This is a genomic window from Spirosoma rhododendri (genome assembly GCF_012849055.1).
Taxonomy (GTDB): Bacteria; Bacteroidota; Bacteroidia; order Cytophagales; family Spirosomataceae; genus Spirosoma; species Spirosoma rhododendri.
This window is the reverse complement of the sequence record NZ_CP051677.1, coordinates 5,510,241-5,532,620: the sequence shown is the minus strand read 5'-3', so window position 1 is coordinate 5,532,620 and position 22,380 is coordinate 5,510,241. Positions and strand designations below refer to the sequence as shown.

The 22,380-nt window shown below is 56.5% G+C and carries 14 protein-coding genes; 5 read left to right on the top strand and 9 right to left on the bottom strand.

What is annotated here, in order from left to right; translation table 11 throughout:
• Positions 1-82: 82 nt before the first annotated feature.
• The 3 genes from HH216_RS23210 to HH216_RS23200 all read right to left on the bottom strand — a co-directional run bounded on the left by HH216_RS23210 (position 83) and on the right by HH216_RS23200 (position 5,123).
• Positions 83-2,815, bottom strand: a complete 2,733-nt coding sequence (locus tag HH216_RS23210; RefSeq protein ID WP_169553025.1) for a hypothetical protein — start codon at positions 2,813-2,815, stop codon at positions 83-85.
• 92 nt (positions 2,816-2,907) lie between these two features.
• Positions 2,908-4,299 carry a protoporphyrinogen/coproporphyrinogen oxidase gene (locus HH216_RS23205; protein ID WP_169553024.1) on the bottom strand — a complete coding sequence of 464 codons (1,392 nt, stop codon included), beginning with the start codon at positions 4,297-4,299 and terminating at the stop codon, positions 2,908-2,910.
• Positions 4,300-4,361: 62 nt separating this feature from the next.
• Complete coding sequence (locus HH216_RS23200) at positions 4,362-5,123, bottom strand: glycosyltransferase family 2 protein (RefSeq protein WP_169553023.1); 762 nt, start codon at positions 5,121-5,123, stop codon at positions 4,362-4,364.
• A gap of 264 nt (positions 5,124-5,387) precedes the next feature.
• Here HH216_RS23200 and HH216_RS23195 point away from each other — a divergent pair, with 264 nt between their 5' ends.
• The 5 genes from HH216_RS23195 (at position 5,388) to uxuA (ending at position 12,677) form a co-directional block, all read left to right on the top strand.
• Positions 5,388-5,717: a winged helix-turn-helix domain-containing protein gene (locus HH216_RS23195; protein WP_169553022.1), complete on the top strand. Its 330-nt coding sequence runs from the start codon at positions 5,388-5,390 to the stop codon at positions 5,715-5,717.
• 286 nt (positions 5,718-6,003) lie between these two features.
• Positions 6,004-8,562: a TonB-dependent receptor gene (locus HH216_RS23190; protein ID WP_169553021.1), complete on the top strand. Its 2,559-nt coding sequence runs from the start codon at positions 6,004-6,006 to the stop codon at positions 8,560-8,562.
• A 128-nt stretch (positions 8,563-8,690) separates the two neighbouring features.
• Entirely contained in the window at positions 8,691-9,797 is a 1,107-nt protein-coding gene (locus HH216_RS23185) for an alkene reductase (protein ID WP_169553020.1), read from the top strand.
• Between the two features lie 255 nt (positions 9,798-10,052).
• Positions 10,053-11,414 carry an MFS transporter gene (locus HH216_RS23180; RefSeq protein WP_408641754.1) on the top strand — a complete coding sequence of 454 codons (1,362 nt, stop codon included), beginning with the start codon at positions 10,053-10,055 and terminating at the stop codon, positions 11,412-11,414.
• Positions 11,415-11,471: 57 nt separating this feature from the next.
• The gene (gene uxuA / locus HH216_RS23175) at positions 11,472-12,677 is read left to right on the top strand and encodes a mannonate dehydratase (RefSeq protein WP_254448577.1); all 1,206 of its coding nucleotides are present in this window, start codon (positions 11,472-11,474) and stop codon (positions 12,675-12,677) included.
• A gap of 94 nt (positions 12,678-12,771) precedes the next feature.
• On the opposite strand, the gene HH216_RS23170 is transcribed toward uxuA, so the two are convergent.
• The 6 genes from HH216_RS23170 to HH216_RS23145 form a co-directional block, all read right to left on the bottom strand.
• Positions 12,772-13,197 (bottom strand): hypothetical protein, encoded by a 426-nt coding sequence (locus HH216_RS23170; protein WP_169553019.1) that lies wholly within the window; start codon positions 13,195-13,197, stop codon positions 12,772-12,774.
• 178 nt (positions 13,198-13,375) lie between these two features.
• Positions 13,376-17,575, bottom strand: a complete 4,200-nt coding sequence (locus tag HH216_RS23165) for a hybrid sensor histidine kinase/response regulator (RefSeq protein WP_169553018.1) — start codon at positions 17,573-17,575, stop codon at positions 13,376-13,378.
• A 171-nt stretch (positions 17,576-17,746) separates the two neighbouring features.
• Entirely contained in the window at positions 17,747-18,901 is a 1,155-nt protein-coding gene (locus HH216_RS23160) for an acyltransferase family protein (protein WP_169553017.1), read from the bottom strand.
• Positions 18,901-20,637: a hypothetical protein gene (locus HH216_RS23155; RefSeq protein ID WP_169553016.1), complete on the bottom strand. Its 1,737-nt coding sequence runs from the start codon at positions 20,635-20,637 to the stop codon at positions 18,901-18,903. Before HH216_RS23155 ends, HH216_RS23160 begins: the two co-directional genes overlap by 1 nt.
• An 8-nt stretch (positions 20,638-20,645) precedes the next feature.
• On the bottom strand, positions 20,646-21,554 hold the full coding sequence (locus HH216_RS23150; RefSeq protein WP_169553015.1) for a transketolase family protein: 909 nt from the start codon (positions 21,552-21,554) through the stop codon (positions 20,646-20,648).
• 50 nt (positions 21,555-21,604) lie between these two features.
• Entirely contained in the window at positions 21,605-22,360 is a 756-nt protein-coding gene (locus HH216_RS23145; RefSeq protein ID WP_169553014.1) for a class I SAM-dependent methyltransferase, read from the bottom strand.
• Between the last annotated feature and the right edge of the window lie 20 nt (positions 22,361-22,380).

Below are 22,380 nucleotides of genomic sequence, written 5' to 3'. Positions count from 1 at the left end.
TGGTTTAATGTTCAATGTTTAAGGTTTAACGTTTAAGGTTGGGCCCAGAACGTTAGACCTTAAACCTTAAACATTGAACCTATCATCTCATTCGGATGCTGAAAAGCTGTACGGCTTTTGATGATCCGCTGAGGACGTAAAGTTCGTTGGTCTGCGCGTCAAATTGCAAGGCAACCGGAAAATCACCCGGAATGGGGCGATCACCGACGATGCGGCCAGCCAGATCGTAGAGTGTCGTAAACGCGCCCGATTTGACACTGATAACGGTGATACCTGCCCCTAACCGATGGTAGCGCACGAGGGTTGTGCCCGGCTGTAACGCCCGCACATCGAACTGCTGCTCACCTTTCTGGTTCAGCACAGCCGCTTCCGTATCGGTCGTGCGGAGCAGTAGCCAGTTTGTCATCGATTCATCGGGGAGGAGCCGGAAATCACCCCGGCGCACCGGTCGATACAGCTGAATGCGTTTCTGTATCTGTCCCGTCGAGGCAAGCTGTATCAGTTCGCCTTCTTCCGTAATGAGTTGAATGGTCGACTGACCAGCCGGTAGCAGTGCCGGGCCCGCCAGCCGTACCTGAGCGGCCTCTTCGCTTTTGCGTTGAATGCGTACCGGAAAACCCGGAAATGGCGTGCCGTTTTCCTGCCAGTGCTGCACTGTACCGTCGATCTGCGCAGCCAGGATCGTCATGCCCTTAGGCGTTGCCTGCACCTGGAATGGCAGCAAAAGTGGCTCCTTCGGCGTTGGCGACATAATGCGGACGAACGATTTCTGCTGCCGGTCCAGGGCGTAAATCGAGCCGTCGGAGTGGGTAGTCAGTGCCACCCAGTTGCGTTGTGTGGCCCCACGAGGCCGGGTCAGGTACGTCGGAACGATACCCGCCGGGAGCGCAATGCGCGTAAGCTGAATCTTGCGGGGGGCGGGGTCAGCGACGTACAGCGAGCGGTCGGTCATGAACAGATACTGCAACCGGCCGTTATTCAAAAAATCAATAGCCAGCGCATTGCTGCGAATGGGTCCGTCTGTCGATACCGGGCCGATTTTGTCGCCGTAGGGTGAAATGAACACCAGCTGATTGCTGGTTTCCTGCGCGAAAAACTGCGCCGACCCCTGACTAAAGCTGCCGGTCGGGATAGGGGTGGCCGCCAGCGGTTCGTCGAGTTCCGTCTTTTTCTGGAGCAGAACCCGGTTCAGCACCGCCTGACTTGCCCGGCGCGTCGTGCGGCCCAGCACAACCGTCGACAGGATGTTTTCGTTGCCGTAACTCGCCTGATAGGCCATCGTCTCCAGATTATCAAACGACGACGTCATCCCGTCGGCCTGACTATCGAACAGGTTCTGCCACGATGCAGGCCAGGTACTCATCACCGACATTTGGCCGTTGGCCTGCCGGTTTAGGCGCAGCAGGGCAGTAAAATTGGCGGGGCGAAGCGTGTTGGCCAGCAGGTCGGTTTGTCGTTCGCCATTGGCCCACACCAGCCCACGCTGTAACTGTTGCAGATAATCCTGTATGACGTCTTCGCCATTGGCAACGATCAGTGCATTGCCGTGCTGAGTAATCCAGCTTTGCCGAAACCCTAAAAACAGACTGCTGAACACAGACGCAGGCAGTTCCGGAACATTTAACCGTAGCAGCTTATGACCCAGAAAGTCGACGGGAGTGGGCGTTTGCCGAGCCCCCGCCTGAATCGCCATCTGCTGCCAGGCCGTCGATAACGCTTTCAACGCCTGCGGGTTGGCCGTATTGAGCACCAACACCCGGGCATCGCGTACCCCAGCCGATTCGAGCCGACAAAGCAGTATGTCGGACCCCAGCGATGCGTAGATGGGCGCAACGGTCGATTTGATTTGAGCAAAGCGGTCGCGCAGGAAATCGCCGGAAGCCGAGCTAAGCAACTGACTCATCGACCGGCCGAAGCGTACCGGGTCGGTCAGGCCGATGTGGTAGATGGTGGCAGCCGTTTGTGGAATGAGATCAGTACTTTGAATCCGGCGGGGTGTCTGCCCGGCAAACAGATTGGCCACATCCTGCCGATTCCCAATGTCGTCGGACGCATAGCCGATCAGATGAGTTTGTGAACTCGATGGACGAAATTGTAGATCGATTGATTCGGGCAGGAACAGCCGAACTAATGAGCCGGTGTTATCGAACATCGACTGCAACACTTCGGGGCGCATCGTTAGCCCCGCCCAGTGATCGGCATCGACCTGAAACGTTGGTTCCGTACGGGCAAGTTGTACGGACTGATGCAGCCGCTCGGCTACGTTTTCGATCAGGATTCCGGAGGTACTGACGACCAGAAAATCGTCGGTCAGGATAAACGAACCCAGTTGCTCCCCGGAGCGGGAAACCAGATCGAATATTTTTTCGTCGTGAAAAACGTGATTCAGTACCCGGTGGTAGCGCGGGTCAGGGCTGGTCAGCTTATTGAGATACCCCCGGTCAGCGGCAGCGCCGGTGATGGGAATATAAACGATGAAGTCGAGCGTCGTTTTGGTGATCGGGTGCAGCGAGTACCGCACATTCTTTCCCGTGATAAAAGCCAGCGCGGTCGTGGTGTCGGCGGTGGCGTAAAGAAAGCGATCGAGTCGCTGACGGGCTTCGGCAAATACCGGAATTTGTTGCAGCGAAATCTGCGTGCGCAGGTCCTGCGCGGACACCGTGTCCTGAAGCCGGTTACTGGCCAGCACCAGCAACGATCCCGACGGCATCAATGATCCTACTGTGCGGCCGGGCGGGTGCATCTGCCGATACCCCAGCCAACCTGCAATGGCTACGATTACAACGCTGATACCAATCAGGACACGTCGGTTCATACAGTTGGTTTAATGTTTAAAGTCCAAGGTTTAAAGTTACGGCGCGGCAAAAAACTTTAAACCCTGGACTTTAAACATTAAACTGGTAACGCTTACTTACCCCACATCGCGTTGGCGGTGTCAGGGAAGGGGAGTGTTAGTTCGGGAACGCCCGCAGCGACGCGGTTGGCCCATTCCACACCCTGCATCAGTGAGTGATCCTGGTTGCTAACCTCGTATTTCCAGGCCCCGAACCGACCGCGCGAGTAGATGCCGAACGGCTCCAGCTTCGGCAGTACGGCTTTCAGAATACCATCGCGCTCAACCGACGGCGTTGGGTAGCCATAGTCGAAGGCCATGTGGAACGTCGATACGACGTCGTCAGCCGATTCGATGAGCTGATCTTCGATGAGGGCACGAATCGTGTCGGCAATGAGCGTTTCGCGGTTCACCGGCTTGGCCGACGATTCGCTTGTTTCGGTCATCAGCGACCAGTTCTGCGTGATGTCTGGTACGTTGTTGGGGCTGTAGTTCGAGAATACCGTTACGCGGTAATACGGACTGTTATATTCGGGGAAGTACATCCAGCACATCGTTTCCAGGCTCGGTTTCGGCTTGCCTTTCAGACCGATACCCACCACGTTGGTCGACGAGTGTTTCAGCCCCTGCGCCGTTTGTACAGTATCAGCGTCCAGCCCCTCTACTTTGTGCACAAACAGGTCGAGCGGTACAGTACTCATCAGGTACTCGTACTCGATCTCTTCGCCACCGGCGAGGATAATCTTCTTTTCGGGGCCGATTACTTTCTCGACGGTAGCGTTGAGTTTGATGTATTCGCGACCGATGAGGTTACCCACGGCTTCCCAGATACCGCCCGTTCCGCCATGCTTGGGGAATTTGAACGTGCTATTGGGGCCCCACGAGAAATCGTCGTTATTGAAGATGATATTTTTCGTTACCCGGCTTAGGTCGGTTACAGCGACGCGCTCACCTACCCAAACAGCGTTCATTTCCTCGGTAGGGTAGGCCCACACCTTGAAGTTGTACGGGAACATAAACGTTTCGGCCAGACCAGGTCCGAACGTCGCCAGAATCCACTCGCGGAAGTTGGCGGGTTTTACCGTCGTCGGGTGCTTGTAGTTGTGGATGATACCTTCGAGGCACTTCCACATTGTCTCGGGAGACAGGTATTTGATGTTGTTCTGGAACGGATAGGGCACAAACCGATTCTCGATCCATACCCACGATTCGCGCTGATGGCTGAGCCAGCCATCCTCACCGAGGGCCGCTACCATCAGATCATCAAAGTACTTGTAGTGGGAAAACTGAACGTGGCCGCCTACGTCCCAGGTAAACCCTTTTTCATCAACGAAACTCTTCGACAGGCCACCGATGCGGTCCTCTTTCTCCAGCACGATAAAGTCTGTGATGCCGAGTTCCTTAAGCCGGTGCGCTGCACCCAGTCCCGTTGGGCCGGAGCCTATGATAACATACTTGTACTTCATGAATGCAAACGTTGATTGTCTTGTCTGGATTAGTAAATAAACCGGCTGTAAAAGCCGGGGGTTTAGGCGGCAACAGCTTCGGGTTTGCGCAGAGCTTTCACTTTACTGCTCAGGTCCAGCCGAAACCGGGCCAGTTCCCGAAAGCTTTGAATACATACTTTGAGCAGCTTCCATTTCAGAATCGACACAGTACCTGTCAGGCGCTCCTTGTGGGTAATGGGAATGTCGAACGTGTTGAAACCGGCTTTCTTCGCCATTACGGCCAGGAAAATGTTGGGCGCGAAAGGCGTTGGCGTCGGCAGTTGCGCGAGGAGTTTTTTCAGGAAACTACCCCGGATAAGTCGAAACGGGATATTACTATCCATAATATACGTTCCGTAAATGGCGGCAATGCTCAGGCGCAGAATTCGGGTGATAACCAGCCGGGCAAACGCATCGTAGCGTTCCTCGCGGTAGCCCAGAATAAACGGCGACTTGTCGCGTACGGCCCAGAGCTTTGTAAAGTCATCGGTGATGAACTGATCGTCGCTGTCGGTCTGGAAAACGTATTCCGAATCGAGGACTACCGCCTGCCGATACCCATTAACAACGGCGTTGCCGTGGCCACCATTTGGCTGATGAACAACCATCAGTTTAGGATAGCGGGGTTTTATTTCGTCGAGGATAGCCCCGGTTTTATCGCGGGAACCATCGTTGACAACGATCAGGCGCGTATCGTCGGTGGGAAACTGGCGGGCTAACAAATCTGTCCATTGCTTGACAACGACTTCAATAACTTCTTCTTCGTTGTAAGCTGGCATTACAATTGACAGCAGGAGGCTCATGCAGCGTATTTGTGTGATTCAATGAGTGGGTGGGCCGTTTGCCAGTCCACCTGTACGCCGGTTGGGCAGCGAGCCACAACGCACGTAGGGTACTTGACTTACAAAGCGTAAAACAGGACAAATATAGGCAAATGTTAGGCGTACCCGGTCGATAATGTACTTTGCTTATTTAGTGGGATACCCATTTGCGCCCATTTCAGCCCTTATTCGAGCGGTGCCGTGTAACCGGTTAACTTTACGCGGCATCGCTTAACTGCCACGGACATGCAAATACAGATCAAAGGACGTATCTGGCTGGAAAGTCAGGACCGCTTCTTCGGCATTGGTCGACTCGAATTACTGACCCATATCCAGCAAACCGGCTCGATCAATCAGGCGGCCAAAGCGATGAATATGTCGTACAAGCGGGCGTGGGAACTGGTGCAGTCGATGAACGCGCAGGCTGATTCACCCCTCATCAGCACGCAGACCGGTGGCGAAAAAGGCGGAGGGGCTGTCGTAACGGAAGAAGGCATAAAGTACATCACGTATTTCCAGGGGTTACAGACCCGTTTTGAGGAGTTTATAGCGCAGGAGATGGGTCGGTTGCCTTAACACCCTCACCCCAACCCCTCTCCCAAACGGGAGAGGGGCTTTTTTAGCAGTGATCTGACATGTATTCGTGGCAAGGATGCCTTGACAACCAAGTAATCAGGTTACTTAACGACAAACATTTAGAATCAACATCTCCTCCGTTCCGTACGGTTAGCCGGTGAGTAAATGGAGTTAGCCCCTCTCCCGTTTTGGGAGAGGGGTTGGGGTGAGGGCAATCCCGTTAACTAGCGTTCTATTTTTTCGGAAATAACGGTTCGTTATTTTTGTCGGGAAATAACGCTAGCCGATGACTCACCTTTTCCTGTACGCATCCAGTCTGTTACCCACTCTCGTTGTTCCGGCTGATACCATCCCGCAGTCGAAAGCCGATTCGCTACGTTCCGTGCAGCTTACCGAGATTGTCGTGTCGGCGTCGCGGGTGCCGGAGCAGGTGCTGAAATCGGCCGTTAGTATCGAGACGCTCAACGCCCGGCAGATTCGACAGTCGGCCCAGCCGTCGTATTTCGACGCGATTGAAAACCTGAAAGGGGTGCAGATTCTGACGTCGAGTCTGGGGTTTAAAGTGTACAACACGCGGGGTTTTGCGAACACGACCAACGTTCGGTTTACGCAGCTCGTCGACGGGCGCGACAATCAGGCACCGCACATCGGTGCACCCATTGCCAGTGCGTTGGCCCCGTCAGACCTCGATATTCAGCGGGTGGAAGTGGTGCCGGGCGTGGCGTCAGCCCTGTACGGGATGAACGCGCTGAATGGACTGGCCAACCTGATTACCCGTAACCCGTTTGAGTCGCCGGGACTGAGTATTGGCCAGAAAACGGGCATTAACCACGTGGGCGACAGTCAGCAGTCGGCGCAGGTGTATTCCGAAACCAGTCTGCGGTACGCCCACGTCATCAAACAGCGGCTGGCGTTCAAAGTGAATCTGGTGTATCAGCGTGGCTACGACTGGATTGCCAACAATACGATGGATCTGAACCCCAACGGTAACGTGTCGCTCGGCCTGTTGGGGGCCGACAACCCGGCGCAGGATCCCGTCAGTTCGTACGGCAACGAATCGGCCAACCGGCGGACGCTGACGCTGGGCGGCAAACGCTACAGCGTGGCCCGGACGGGGTATTACGAAGCCGACGTGACCGACTACCGGCTGCGTAACCTGCGGGGCGACATCTCCGTACACTACCGCCTGACGCCAACCACCGAAATTGCTTACACGTATCAGGGTGCAACGCTCGACAACGTCTATCAGCGCACCAACCGCTTCCGGCTCAGCAACTACCGAATCGATCAGCACAGCCTGACGCTAAGTTCGCCTTCGGTACAGATTCGGGCGTACCGCACCAGCGAAAATACAGGTAACTCGTACAACCTGCGGTCGATGGCCGAGAACATCGAGAAAGCGTACAAAACCGACGATAAATGGTTTGCGGATTTCACGACCCAGTTCAACACCAGCACCCGCGCCGACCGGTCGGTACCCGACGCCCTGCGCGACGCCCGCACCTTCGCCGACGCGGGTCGGCCGGTACCGCACACGGCTACGTTCGACGCTGAAATTGAGCGGCTGCGGTCGATCAACAACTGGGACGTGGGCGCGGCTTTGCAGGTAAAATCGTGGATGTACCACGCCGAGGGGCAGTACGAGCCGACAAAGGTGGCCCTGCGGCAGTTCCGGCAGCGGACGGGTATCGATCTGCTGGCCGGTTTCGATTTCCGGCGGTACGTCGTTTACCCCGACGGCAATTACTTCATCAATCCCACCAATCCGGGCGAAAACCTGATCTACGGTAAGATGGGCGCGTTTGTGCAGGCGACCCGTTCGTTTGTCGAGGACCGGCTGAAGCTGGTCGCGTCGCTGCGGATCGACAAAAACACCTATTTCGATCCCCGACTTAATCCGCGCGTAGCGGCCGTGTACTCGATCAGTCCCGAGCAGACGGTGCGGATCTCGTACCAGAACGGCTACCGCTTCCCGTCGCTGTTTGAAGCGTTTTCCAACGTTAATTCGGGCGGAGTGAAGCGCGTTGGCGGGCTACGGATTATGTCGGAAGGTATCTTCGAAAAGTCGTACCTGCGTTCGTCGATCGATGCATTCCAGACGGCAATCAATACCGACGTCAACACCAACAAGCTGACTACGGCGCAGGCCATCGAGAAAAACAAAGGGCTGCTGAAAGCCAACCCGTACACCTATATAAAACCGGAGCAGGTCAACAGTTTCGAACTGGGTTACCGGGGGCTGGTGCTGAAAAAGCGGCTGTATATCGATGCTGACGCGTACTACACCATCTACCGCAACTTCATCGCGCAGGTCGAAGCCTACGTGCCGCTGGGCAATAACGCCGACTCGATTCCGTACTACCTCAACAACCGCACGACGCAGGGGCGCTACCGGCTCTGGACCAACGCCCAGACGACGGTTTATAACTACGGAGCCAGCCTGGGTCTACGCTACAGCATCGGCGGGGCGTGGTCGGTGGCGGGAAACGCGTCGCTGGCCCGGCTCGACCGTACCTCGAACAGCGATGGACTGGAAGAAGCCTTCAACACGCCCAAATGGATCACGAACGTCAGTCTGTCGAACGCGAACCTGTGGAACGGGGTGGGGGCCACGGTCAGCTACAAATACCAAAGCGAGTTTTTGTGGCAGTCGGCGCTGGCGACGGGGCTGGTACCGGCTATTCACAATGTCGATGCGCAGGTCAATTACCGCCTGCCAAAAGCGGGCCTTTCGTTTAAGCTGGGCGGAACGAATCTGCTCAATCAGTACTACTACACGTTTATCGGTGGCCCGGCGGTAGGTGGATTTTATTACACGTCAATCACCTTTGAGACAGGCCGTTAGCGATGTGTGATGGAAATAGACGCGCATTCATAGACCCGGATGGAGACAATTCCGGGGCTGTTCGTGTTACTACATCATATACTACCGTACATAACGATAGGTACTACGCGGTAGCTATGCGTACAACAATGGAAAAGCAAGCCTTACTGGAGCCGTATCAACTAGGCCCGATTACACTGACAAGCCGGGTCGTGATGGCCCCCCTGACGCGCACCCGCGCCGACAATCCGGAGAACGTACCCACTGAATTACATGCCGAATACTACCGGCAGCGGAGTTCGGCGGGCCTGATTATCAGCGAAGGAACGCAGGTCAACCCGCAGGGCGTGGGCGTACATAACACCCCCGGTATCTTCACCGATGCGCAGGTCGACGCCTGGAAAAAAGTGACCGATGCTGTGCACGAAGCCGGTGGCCATATCTATTGCCAGCTTTGGCACGAAGGGCGGCTGTCGCACCCGGAGTTTCACGGTGGCGATCTGCCGGTGGCTCCGTCGGCGATTAACCCGAACGTAAAAATCAGAATCAGCAGCGGGTCGGTCGATACCGTAACGCCCCGCGCCCTGACGGTCGAAGACATTAAGCAAACTGTACAGGATTACCAGAAAGCCGCTGCCAACGCCATTGCCGCCGGTTTCGACGGTGTGGAAGTGCACGCGTCGAACGGGTATCTGCTGCATCAGTTCTTCGTCGGTTCATCGAATCAGCGTACCGACGAATACGGCGGATCGATCGAAAACCGCGCCCGGATTCTATTCGAAGTGCTCGACGCGATCGGTGCCGTAGTCGATTTTGAGCGCGTTGGTGTACGGATGAACCCCGATTCGCACGGCCTGTTCGGCATGGAAATCGACGAGCAGACCCGCCCAACGTTTGAATACATTGTGCAGAAACTAAACGATTACGGGCTGGCTTATATCCACCTGTCGGAGCCGTTTACGCCAGTCGATAACGTGCCGTTTGCCATCAAACACATCGCGAAGCACTTCCGGCCCATGTACTCCGGTACGCTGATGACCAACAGCGCGTATACGAAGGAGAGCGGCAACGAAGTTATCGAAGCCGGGTACGCCGATCTGGTTGCATTTGGTAAGCTGTTCATCGCCAACCCCGACCTTGTCGAGCGGTTTGCGGCCAATGCTCCGCTCAACGAGCCAGACCCCAGCACCTTCTACGGTAGCGGTCCCAAGGGCTACACCGATTATCCGTTTCTGCATCAGGCGCAGGAAGCGTAACCTGAGCAACGTGTAGTCTGGAGTCGATGTAGCCTGGACCTCCAGGTCCGGGTGCCCGTCAGGGCAACTACATAAGGCGGGAGCTTTTCGGCCGCTATCGCGTCCACCCGGACGTGGACGTCCAGGCTACAGTTTTGTCGCCCAAGCGTAGGTTTGGGGGTTACATATAGCGTATAAGTTTCGCCAGTAAAGCAGTAGCTACAGACGGGCGTTGTGTTTGGGTAGTACACACTCCGAACCAACGCCCGTTTTTTTATGCGCCCCGCCGATATGTCGTCTCCACCCGTTTCGTTGAACCCGACGACTACTCACCCCATGAGTAAGTATCGCTGGACGATCGTTGCACTGCTGTTTGTGGCTACCACGGTCAACTACCTCGACCGGCAGGTGATTAGTCTGCTGAAACCGTTGCTGGCGAAGGAATTCGGCTGGACGGAATCCGACTACGGGGATATCGTCATAGCGTTTACGTTGGCTTACGGGACTAGCACGTTGCTGGTGGGGCATATCATTGACCGGATCGGGACGAAGCTTGGCTATATCGGCTCCATCCTGGTCTGGAGTCTGGCGGCTATGGCCCACGCGCTGGCGGGCAGTACGGCGGGATTCATGGTCGCGCGGGCGTTGCTTGGTCTTGGCGAAGCGGGTAATTTTCCCGCGTCAATCAAGACGGTGGCTGAATGGTTTCCCAAAAAAGAACGGGCATTGGCCGTTGGTATTTTTAACTCCGGGGCCAACGTAGGGGCGGTTGTGGCTCCGGCGGTCGTACCTGCTATTGCGCTGGCGGCAGGCTGGCAGGCCGCTTTCATCGCAACCGGGGCTATCGGCTTTGTCTGGATCGTGGCGTGGTGGCTGATGTACGACGTGCCCACGAAACATCCACGCGTCAACGCGGCCGAACTGGCGCACATTGCCGATGAACCGGCGATGGCTGGCGACGCTGCGGCTACCGATCTGGTTGCCGACGCTTCCGCGACAGGTTGGGGTAGTATTTTCCGCAACCGGGCGATCTGGGGCTTTATGGCGGGTAAACTGCTGACCGACCCCATCTGGTGGTTTTTCCTGTTCTGGCTTCCGTCTTATCTGTCCGACGTATACCACCTCGATCTGAAGAAGCTGGGCCTTCCTCTCATCCTGATTTATCTGGTAGCCACGTTTGGCAGTGTCAGCGGTGGGGCGCTGTCGTCGCGGCTGATCGCGAGAGGCTGGAACCCGACTCGTGCCCGGCAGTACGCCATGCTGCTGTTTGCGGTCTGCGTCGTGCCGGTAATAGCCATTAGTAAGATGGGGAGTATGTGGCCGGTTATCGCTATTCTGTCCCTGGCCGTGGCAGCCCATCAGGCATGGTCGGCTAACATATTCACCGTCGCGGCCGATCAGTTTCCCAAGCAGGTGCTGAGCCGGGTTGTCGGGCTGGGCACGATGGCCGGTACACTCGGCGGAGCAATGTTTCCACTGCTGGTTGGCAAGGTACTGGACAAGTACAAACTGGCCGGGCAGTTGTCGGAAGGGTACAATCAGCTATTCTATATTGCCGGTGTGGCTTATCTGGTCGCCTGGGTCATGCTGTATCTGTTTGTGTTCCGCCACGCGAAAAAGACAAGTCTGCCGAGCTAGAACCGGCACCCATTTACCCAAAACTTATGCTGGTAGATTAATCCAGCTATTGATTCTATGCAACATACGATGCGCTGGTTTGGCCCCGCCGATCCGGTTCCGCTGATGACCCTCCGGCAGGCTGGCTGTACGGGCGTGGTTACAGCTTTACACCAGATTCCGGTCGGCGATGAATGGTCGGTCGAGGCTATTCAGGAGCGAATTGCCCTGATCGAAACCGACAACGACCGCTATTGCCCGCTTCACTGGTCGGTGGTGGAAAGCCTGCCGGTTCACGAAGCCATCAAGAAAGCCCTGCCCGAACGCGATCAATACATCGCCACCTACCGGGCGTCGCTGCGAAATCTGGCACAGTGCGGCATCAAAACGGTCTGTTATAATTTCATGCCCGTGCTCGACTGGTCGCGCACGAATCTGTCGTTCGAGATGCCCGACGGGTCGCGGGGCCTGCGGTTTGTCTGGGAAGATTTTGCCGTGTTCGACCTGTTCATTCTCCGGCGACCCGGTGCGGTAGCGGACTATGACCCGGCTGTCGTTGAAGCCGCCCGGCAACAGCACGCTACCATGTCCGACGAGGCTATCACGGCGCTGGCCAATACGGTACTGCTGGGACTGCCCGGTTCGGGCGAAGCCTTTTCGTTTGATTCGTTTCAGGCCCGGCTCGACGAGTATAAGGCCATCGGCGACACGCAGCTACGCGAAAACCTGTACTATTTCATTCGGGAAGTGGCCCCGCTGGCGCAGGAACTGGGCGTGCGGCTGTGTATTCACCCCGACGATCCGCCGATGCCGCTGCTGGGTTTGCCCCGCGTGGTCAGTACCGAAGCCGATATTGCCCAGCTGTTTGCCGCCTGCGACGTATCGGCTAATGGGCTGACGTTTTGTACGGGGTCGCTGGGGGTACGGGCTGATAATGATCTGCCCGGTATGGCCGAACGGTTCGGATCGCGCATTCACTTTATTCACCTCCGCTCCACAAAGCGCGAACCCGTCGATCTGCCCGGTGCGCTGACATTCCACGAAGCCGATCACCTGACGGGCGACGTGGATATGTATGCGGTGGTGCGGGCGCTGGTGCTAGAAGAGCAACGTCGCGAACAGGCGGGCGAATCCGTCACGGCGATTCCAATGCGCCCCGACCACGGTCATCAGATGATGGACGATCTGACCAAAACAACATACCCCGGTTATTCCGCCATCGGTCGCCTGCGCGGCCTGGCCGAACTCCGGGGTATTGAACTGGGAATCAGGAGAAGTTTATAGTTTGAGGTTTGTAGTTAGTAGTTCGTGGTTGTTGCCATGCACCAACGACTTCGGAATGGGAATAACTACGAACCACTAACCACGAACTACTAACTCAATTCTCGCTCTTCTTCGTCTTGGTCGTCGTTTTTTTGCTACTCTGTGTCGACATAGAACCGGATGAAGTGCTGCCGGCCGGGTAGGCACGGGTAGCGCGCGAGTCGGTCGTGGTACCGCTGCCCATACCCGATGTGCCCTGTGGGTCGACCCCGGCTCCCGTACGCTCCGGCGATGGTGCCGTCGACTGACGTCGGTTCATCGAGCCTGACTTCATCGTTGAATTACTCGATCCGTTTGCCGGGTAAGCGCGGGTGGCCCGCGAATCGGTCGTGGTACCGCTACCCATGCCCGATGTGCCGTTGGCGTCTACGCCCGCGCCCGTACGGGTTTGCGTTGTATTGGGAGTCGAATTGGTGGTTTGCGCCTGTGCGCCTACAGCGGCTCCGATAAGGAGAGCAACTGCTATGGCAGTGATTTTCATACGTTGATTAGTTACGAGTTTCGTTGTTGACACTCGCCCTTTTAACTCGCCGTTACGCCAAAAGTTTACCTCCTGTTTATGCGTGGAAAGTAACGGGGTCACTGTCTGTCACGCGATGACATTCAGAGGTTGTCGGGGAAAGCTGTACCGGAGCAGAGGGGGCTTTCCGAGTGCAGATTCAGGGTTTTGCGGTCATGGCCGAGCAGGCTTGCCGCAGGATAGTTTTTAACTCCTCGAAGCGGGGGGGCTTGGTCAGGAAGGCGTCCATACCGGCATCGAAACACTGCTGCTGGTTTTCCTGGAGTGCGTTGGCCGTCAGGGCCACGATCCACGGTTGCCGGATGGATTGCTGGCGAATCAGCCGCGTTGCCTCCAGCCCGTCCATCTCCGGCATCTGCATATCCATCAGAATCAGGTCGTAGTTTTCGGGCGACGAGTCCAGCGCTTCCCGACCTGTGCGAGCCACCCCAACCGAGTAACCAAGTTTACCCAGTGCCTTAACCAGCATTTTTTCGTTAATGGGGTTATCCTCCGCGATCAGAATCCGTAGAGGGCAATCGGTCGCGAAATCGGCGGTAAATATCGCCGGGACAGGCTGTGGGGCTACAACTGTCCTCGGCATCTCAAGCAGTTTCAGCAGCGACTGTTCCAGCAACTGTCTGCGTACGGGTCGGGCCAGAATAGCCGCAAACTGGTCGACCGGGATCTGGGATCGATCGTCGCCTTTCGCCGTGAGCAACAGGGTTGGTATGCTGCCGTATTGCGTCCGGATCTGCCGGGCCAGTTCGATACCATCCATGTTAGGCATGTGCCGGTCAATTACCAGCAGAGAAAACGAGTGGCCGGCAGCCAGGATGTCGAGCGCCTGCCGGGCAGAATCGGCTACGTGGTTCACTATCTTGTGGCTGTCAAAACAGGCTTTAGCCATGAGCCGGCTGGTTGCACTATCGTCGACATACAGCACTGACAGGTCGGCTGGCAGGGTAAGCGGTTCAGCGGGCGGGTGGACCAGCTGACTTGGCTGATAGGTAATGGTGAAGGAAAAGGTGGTGCCTTTGCCCACTTCGCTCTGCATATCGATACGGCCGCCCATCAGCTCAACCAGACGCTGGCTGATCACCAGCCCCAGCCCCGTACCGCCGTACTGACGGGTATGCGACGAATCGACCTGTGAAAAAGCCCGAAACAGCCGGTCGAGCTTACTGTCCGGGATACCGATGCCGGTGTCGCGCACGGAAAAAGCCAGTTGCCGGGGCTGACCGGCCGTTTGTTCCGCCAGTTTCACCCCGACGATCACCTCGCCCTGCTGCGTAAACTTAACCGCATTGCCAACCAGATTCATCAGCACCTGGCGCAGCCGCAATCCATCGCCCAGCAGGTAAAGCGGTACTTCCGGATCGATGTGGTACAGCAGATTCAGGTAAGGCTGACTGGTTTTACTGGCGCATACATCCAGCACATCCTCGATACAGGCCCGCAGATCGACTTCGTGCACGGCCAGTTCCATGTGCCCCGATTCGATCTTGGAGAAATCCAGAATATCGTTGATGATGCCCATCAGGCTTTCGCTGCAATTCCGGATCGTGTCGGTATAATCGCGTTGCTCCTCGGAGAGAGCTGTGTCGGACAGTAAAGCCGTCATGCCGATTACCCCGTTCATGGGCGTACGGATTTCGTGGCTCATGGTCGCCAGAAATTCGCTTTTCGCCTGGTTGGCCTGGTCGGCTTCCTGCCGGGCCTGCTGTTCCTGCCGGGCCTGCTGCTGAAGCTGGTCGTTGAGGAGCGTCAGCCGGTCCGCCTGCTCGACCAGTACCTGCTGCTGACTGGTCACTTCCCGCGTCCGTTCGTCAACCTGCTGCCGGAGCGCAACCTGCTGCCGCCTAATCGACCGAATGCGCAGCCGGTAGATGCCGTACAGCAACAGTAGCAACCCGATCAGCACCAGTGATCGAAACCACCACGTTTGCCAGTAGGGGGGAATGATGTGCAGGTTGATAAACGTACCCCGGTTGTTCCAGACGCCGTCATTATTAGACGCTCTGACCCGAAACACGTAGTCGCCCGGATTCAGGTTGGTATAGGTGGCCGTGCGTTCGGTACCGGCCTGCACCCAATCGGCGTTAAAACCTTCCAGCTTGTAGGCGTACTGATTCTTGGCCGACTGCATGTAGTTGAGGGCCGAGTAACCAAACGTCAGGACAGACTGCTGGTAGGAGAGGGTGAGATCGTGCGTCTGGGTGATGGCTTCTTGCAGTACCGAGTTGGTATCCCGGACGTCGACGGGCTTATTAAAAATCTGTAGGCTGGTGTTGTAAACGGGCGGTACGAATCGATTGTACCGAATACTGTCGGGGTAAAAGCTGTTCATACCCCGAAGACCGCCGAAAAATAATTGTCCTCTGGCAGTCTGGGCGGATGAACGCCTGTTGAACGATGAGCTTTGCAGGCCGTCGCTCCGGTCGAAATTACGAACCGACTTTGTCTGCGGGTTGAAGATGCTCAGTCCTTTATTGGTGCTCATCCACAGATTGCCCTGTTTGTCTTCCTGAATGCTTTGAATAACTTCGTTCGGCAGGCCGTCCTTTATCCCGTATGACATAAACGACTGGTGAGCCACATCGAACAGATTGAGGCCACTACTCGTACCGATCCAGATCCGTTTTTTCGAATCCTGGAACAGCACGTTGATCATGTTACTGCTCAGACTGTGCGGGTTCCGCTTGCTGTTGAGGTAGTGAGCCGTAATGCCCTTGCCCGGCGTAAACGCATACAGACCATACGTTTCCGTGGTGACCCAGAACTGACCGTTGTTAAACCTGTCCAGATCCGTGATAATCGCAGCCTCAAACGGAATTCGGGTTGCCGTCTTCGTTTCTGGGTCATAGCCGATGAGGAGGTTGTCGAACGTACCCAGCCAAAGCGTGCCGTCGGGCGTTTCCAGAATGGAACTGACGCTGAGCTGCGCCAGTGCAGGGTCGGTAACGAAGCGGTTGGTGACCGGGTCGTACCGGCTCAGGCCACCCTTGTAGTTGCCGGTCCAGATGCGCCCTTTTGAATCTTCAGCAATGGCGAGTACGTAGTTGCTGCCGACGCTCTGCGGTGTGTTCTGGTGCTGGTACGATTTGAACGCCGTTGCCCCTTTCGCCAGTAAATTGATGCCGCCACCATCAGTGCCGATCCACACGTTTCCGGCTTTGTCTTCCAGGATGCTCAGTACGTTGTTGTTACTCAGCTGATCGAGTTTATTGGGGTTATTGCGGTACAGGACAAACTTGGGCCGATCCGTTATCAGCCGATTGACGCCACCGGAATACGTACCAATCCACATCAGCCCGGTGGGGTCCTGATACATGCTGTAGATCGAGCCGTTGTTAAGTCCGCCCGGTTGGTTCTCGTCGTACGGAAAGTAGGAAAAGGTGTCGTTGGGCGATCGAACCGTGATACCGCCATTGCGCGTGCCGATCCACAGGTTATGTTGCTGATCTTCGGTCAGGGAAATAACGTCCAGATGGCTGAGTTGTCGGGTCGTGCCAGCCGCTTTTCGGTAATGAACGAAGCCCTTCTGCCCGGATTCGACGCGATCGAGCCCGCCCCCTTCGGTGCCGACCCACAACTGTCCCCGACTGTCCAGATAAACCACATTGACATTATCGGCGCTGAGCGACGACGGATCGGCCTGATTGTGTCGGTAATGAGTAAACCGGCCGGTAGCTGGCTCAAAACGATCGAGTCCTTTAGGGGTACCGATCCATAATATGCCGCTTCGGTCGAAGCAGAGGGAATGTACGGTCGGGTCGCTGAGGCTGGTTGAGTCGGCAGCATTGTAGGTGTACGTAGTGAAGGTGTGCCTGTCGTGGTGAAAACGGCTGAATCCGCCCCGCCCGGTGCCTACCCACAGGTAACCTTCTTTATCCTGTACGACAGACAGAATCTGGTTGCTGGCGAAGCTGTTACGGTCACCGGCGATACGCTGGTAATTGGTGAACCGCTCCGTGCGGGCATCGAATAAACTCAGCCCACCTTCGTCGGTGCCGATCCAGAGCCGCCCCTGCCGGTCGATAAACAGTGTTTGTACGTAGTTGTGGCCAATACTGGTCGGATTTTTTGGGTCGTGCCGATAAACGATGCAGTTGTACCCATCGTATTTGTTCAGGCCGTCGCGGGTGCCGAACCACATAAAACCCTGCCGGTCGCGGACGATACTGGTAACGTTGTTCTGGGATAGTCCCTGATCGGTGGTCAGGTAGGTAAAGCGCCGGGTAGCGGTCTGTGCAGTGGCAGTACCTGTTAGTAAAAGCAGCGAATACAGAATCAGCCACCGTAAACAGTCGACCAGCCTGGTATGGAACTGTATGTGATTGGCTAACGGCGTATCCATTTACAGGGTATAACTATATTTTTTCGACACAAAATATAGTTATAATCTATACGCGCAATTAGTTTGCCAAAGAACGTGGCTATCAGCGTGTACCAGTCAGTTTCGGGGACACCACACAGGCCGGCGACCGGGCACGTTATTATACGGTAGGTTACCGGCGGGTTGGGGGCGTTAAACGGTGTACCGGTCTTTGAGATTGTTGATCGGCTTTTCGATCAGATACCACGAGAGCGTGGCAATTACGATGGTGAGAGCCAGATAAAAACAGAACGAGAATACGTACGAGCTATTCAGAAAGGGCAGTACGTCGGTGATGCGTCGCCAGGCCCGGACCGTGAAATGCGTCGGTTGCGTGTGGTAGACGTTGAACACAAAATTGTGGTAGAGGTACAGCCCATAACTGATGCGGCCCATATACTGACTAACCGGGTTTTCCAGCAGCCACTTCATCAAGCCACCGAAGCCGATAACGGCATGGCCAATCAGGAAAAAACCAATCAGCGACGAAACCAGCCGCTCCCACACGTCAGACATGACGTTATGATGACCCGGCAGGCCCGTTACGTCGGGGATAGCGGGTAGCAGTTTGGTCGAAACGGCCACGACAACCAGCAGCGCAATGCTGACCCATATCCAGATCGTACTGCTGAAAACGGCCGTGAAGCGGTCGCGCTGATACAGCCACCAGTACGCCATAATGGCCCCCAGCCCAAACGAATCCAGACAGGCAGGCATGGTTACGTAGCCGATAAACCACGGGTATCGGTTGGCGTACAGGTAATACCGCATGGCCACGGCCCCGACGATCATCAGCCCAGCCGTGAGCGGTACCCACCGGCGCGGCACGAAAAACAGCAGTAGTGGGAAAAACAGGTATACCTGCTCCTCAACCGCCAGCGACCACAGGTGATCGACGGTGCCCATCCAGCTGGTGTGGTAGGCCATGTACAGGTTCGTCGCGTAGAGGGCCAGCCACGCAAACGTCCGGCGAACGGGGGGCTCGTTAATCAGAAACAGAACGATGAGCGTCAGGTAATAGACCGGAAAAATGCGCAGCGTCCGGCGAATGTAAAAGACGCTCAGGTACTTACCCAGGCCACCGTTTGGCTGCCGACTCAGCTTGTCTTTGCTCGACAGCAGGATGCGCGTAATCAGAAAGCCACTGAGCACGAAGAAGATCGTTACACCCAGCGCCCCCAGCGGCAGTTCGACCCGCCCGGCCATCCAGTGATCGAACAGCACCAGCCCCACGGCCACAAACCGGATACCGTCGAGCTGACGAAGGTGGTTCAATACGGGGCGGGTGGTGGTTTGTTGTGCTGTCATTACCAGTTTTTAATCGACGTATCGGGTGGTGGTCCGGCCGCCGTAAGCGTTGTATTGGTTGGGTAGAGCCGGTACGGCTGGTCGGGCGTTGCCCGCAGGATATACAGCTCGTACTGCCCTTTGTCCAGTTCGTATCGGGTAATATCAGCGTGGAAGCCCGGCCTGAACAAGCGTCCCGGCAAGAACCGCGCCGAGGGCAGCGTACCTATTGCCTGCCAGACCGGAAACAGGTACGTGCGCTTCGTGGAACGGGCCACAACATACGCACCTGCATCGGGCCCACGCGAGGGGTCTGCCAGCAGCGACTGATTCGTAACCCGGTACCCCGCCGACGATGAGTCGACCTGCACCGGGACCGTTTCACCCGAAACCGGCCCGAAAAGTACGGATAAACCGGCGGTGTAAAAAGCCGGTGCCGGGTTGATGTATTGCTTCGTAACGGCGTCAGCCTGTTCGATGGGCTGGTTTGTCGAGTAGCGCCAGTTGAACTGATTGGTCACCAGCCAGTGCCGCCACCAGATGGTTTCGTCGAGAAACGACAGGTACGACAGCCAGCCGAACAGCACCCCGCCAACGATGCCCAGCCGCATAACCCACTGCCCCGGCCGACCGCTCAGCCAGACCACCGCGTAGGTGTACAGCAGGGCCAGCAACGTCAGCGAATACGGTTTGTAGCGGCTGGTAATCAGCAAATCGGCCCCGAACCCAACTCTGGCGCGGGCCACCACAAGACCGGTGATTAGCAGAAACAGGCCCGTTCCCCAGAAAAACAGCAGGCTGGGTGGTAGCACGGCTCCTGCCGGGGTGTCCCGCTTCTTCGGTGAAACGAATAGCCAGCGAAAACTACGCCCGATGGCCAGTCGATGCCCGAATCCGCTCCAGCCGATCACGCCCAGCACCGACACGACCATAATGCCGCCCAGCACGGTGCAAAGCCGCAGCGGGGGCGAAACGGGAATAACTTCGGCAGCGGCACCCATGAAGGCAAACCAGCCGCCGAGCAGTTGGCCGACACCCGCCTGTACGTAGGCAATATCGCCCGGCTTTGCAAAGCCTATAAAGTAACAGCCAATCGCGACGGCGCTGGTAATCAGCCAGATCGTCAGCGGGCGACGGGTGCTGTAGGGTTGGGCCAGCCGCAGAAATAGAATCAGCGCACCGATGGGCCAGGCCAGCAGCCCGTTGCCGCTGGTGAGCGTTGCCAGCCCCGCCAGCGTAAGCGCCAGCAGCAGGCGGTTGGTGTAGCTCAGAGAATAAACCATGCCCACGATCCAGAGCAGGATGGAGAAGTTCTGCACCGCAGCCATGCCCCAGTACATATTCTCCCACTGCGACAGGTTGAACAGCAGCCACGCCACCGGTACCGCGTACAACAGCGGCCGGCCGGCCCGGCGCAGCACCCGGATGAACACCAGCAGCAGCCCCAGCAAACTGAGGTTACCCACGACCATCAGATGCCGGAAATTTAGCTTGCCCGTCAGCTGATAGTCGAGCCAGGCCACGATCCGGTCATACACGATCCGGTGTTCGTTATGCTGCTTGACGAACTGATGCAGTTTGTCGGCCAGGGTCGGTGCCTGATCGGCGAGGTAGAGAAAATGACGCAGGGCATGGTCGTCCCATTTCGGCACGCTGACCGCATAGCGGTGCCAAAGCAGGGCGAACGCCAGCACCGGCAGGGCCAGCAGAAGCCACGCCCATAGCCGGGAATAATACGTCTCAATCGATTTACGCATGCCCCGCTTTAGTTCGTCAGGGCGTTTAGTTGCTGGGCAATGTTGGCGGGGTCGAGGCCGGACTGTTGCTGGTGGTATTTCTGGTCGCCGTAGCGGCCGCTGGGGTAGCCCTGCGCCGTCAGGCTCACAAACCGGCTGGGCGCGTTGCCGTTGCTCAGGAGCTGCGCCGAAAGCTGCTGCCCCAACCCACCGATGGCGATGTGCTCTTCAACCACCAGCATCGGCTTGCCCGCCCATTGGCCAGCCAGCTCGGCGGGCAGATCGAGAGGCAGGTTCATAGCCGTAAACACGTCGAACTGTCCCGCCAGCGATTTATCCTGCAAAGCCGTCATGACGTTGGCCGTCACGGGTCCCAGCGAAACGATGGTGCCTTTCGACTCGGTGCTGTGTACGACGTGTTTGAACGTGCCGCTGATCTCGGCTCCATCGGGCGTCTTCGGGCCAACGCCCAGCCGTAGGTAAGCCGGTCCGGCTTCGGCCACGATCTGATCGAGCATCGACGGCACTTCGTCGGCAAACGCAGGAATGTACGTTTTCACGTTCTGCAAGCCGCTCAGGCAGGCCAGGTCTTCGATGGCGTGGTGGGTGCTGCCCATGATGCCATAGCCGTAGCCTCCGCCGTTACCGACGATGAAGACGGGCATGTTGTGCAGGCAGGCATCGTTGCGAAACTGCTCCAGACAACGATACACGGCAAAGGGCGCAATGCTGTAGCAAAACACCTTGTAGCCCCGATACGCCAGTCCGGCTGCCATCCCGACCATGTTCTGTTCGGCCACACCCGCGTTGATGAAGCGGGGACCCAACGCGCTGGCAACGCTTTCGAGGGCATTATACCCCAGGTCGCCGGTCAGGAATACGATTTTTTCATCTTCCCGCCCGATTCGTTCAATGGCGGCTGCAAATTCATTACGCATAGCGCGATGCTGTTAGTTGATATTGACTAGCACTACGATAGAATACTAGCTCACTTCTGAAGCCATATCGTGTAGCCCAGCGGGTCGTCTGATGATCCCCAGCCAAAGGCGAGGGCTAAATGACCCCAGAGTACCAGTAACCCAATTACGGGAGCAAACACAAGTAGTAATAACACCTTGACTGGAAGCCAGAGCACTGACTCGGTCAGGGTCGACACGTTACCGAAATACAGTACAATGCTTTTGTTAACGATGGCATTGATGTCGGTTCCCCGATTCTGAACGCGAACACTGGCGAACTGGTTAAATAACGCTTCCAGCGTAGATGGCGTGTACCGGTGGTAATCATATGGCTTGTAATGGAAACGAGCCGACCAGGGTATGGTAATAATACCCGTGCCGCCAGGCTTCAGTACCCGATACATGTCGGCAATCAGGTCGTGCGGTTCTGGTACATGTTCCAGTACCTCCGTGCAGATCAGATGATCGACGGATGCAGCGGCAAAGGGAATATTTTTTCCGTCATAAGTCACGATTTTGCTATTGGTATAGTCCCATTTCTGTGCATCAGCGACGTCGATACCAATGTATCGCGCCTTGTTAGTGTCGACCAGGTGTTCAAACGGACAGTTTCCACAGCCGATATCAATGACGGTTCCGCTGTACTGCGGCATGGCGCGCTGTAGCGTAGAAAAAATTGTGTTGAACTGAAAGTCAAGTACCCGACGCAGGAAAAAGAGTGCTTTACTTTTTAAGCCGTCGGGGGCAACATGGGAGGGTGGTCTGAAGCGTTCTGTGGTGGACATTACGGTTGTGCAAACAAGAG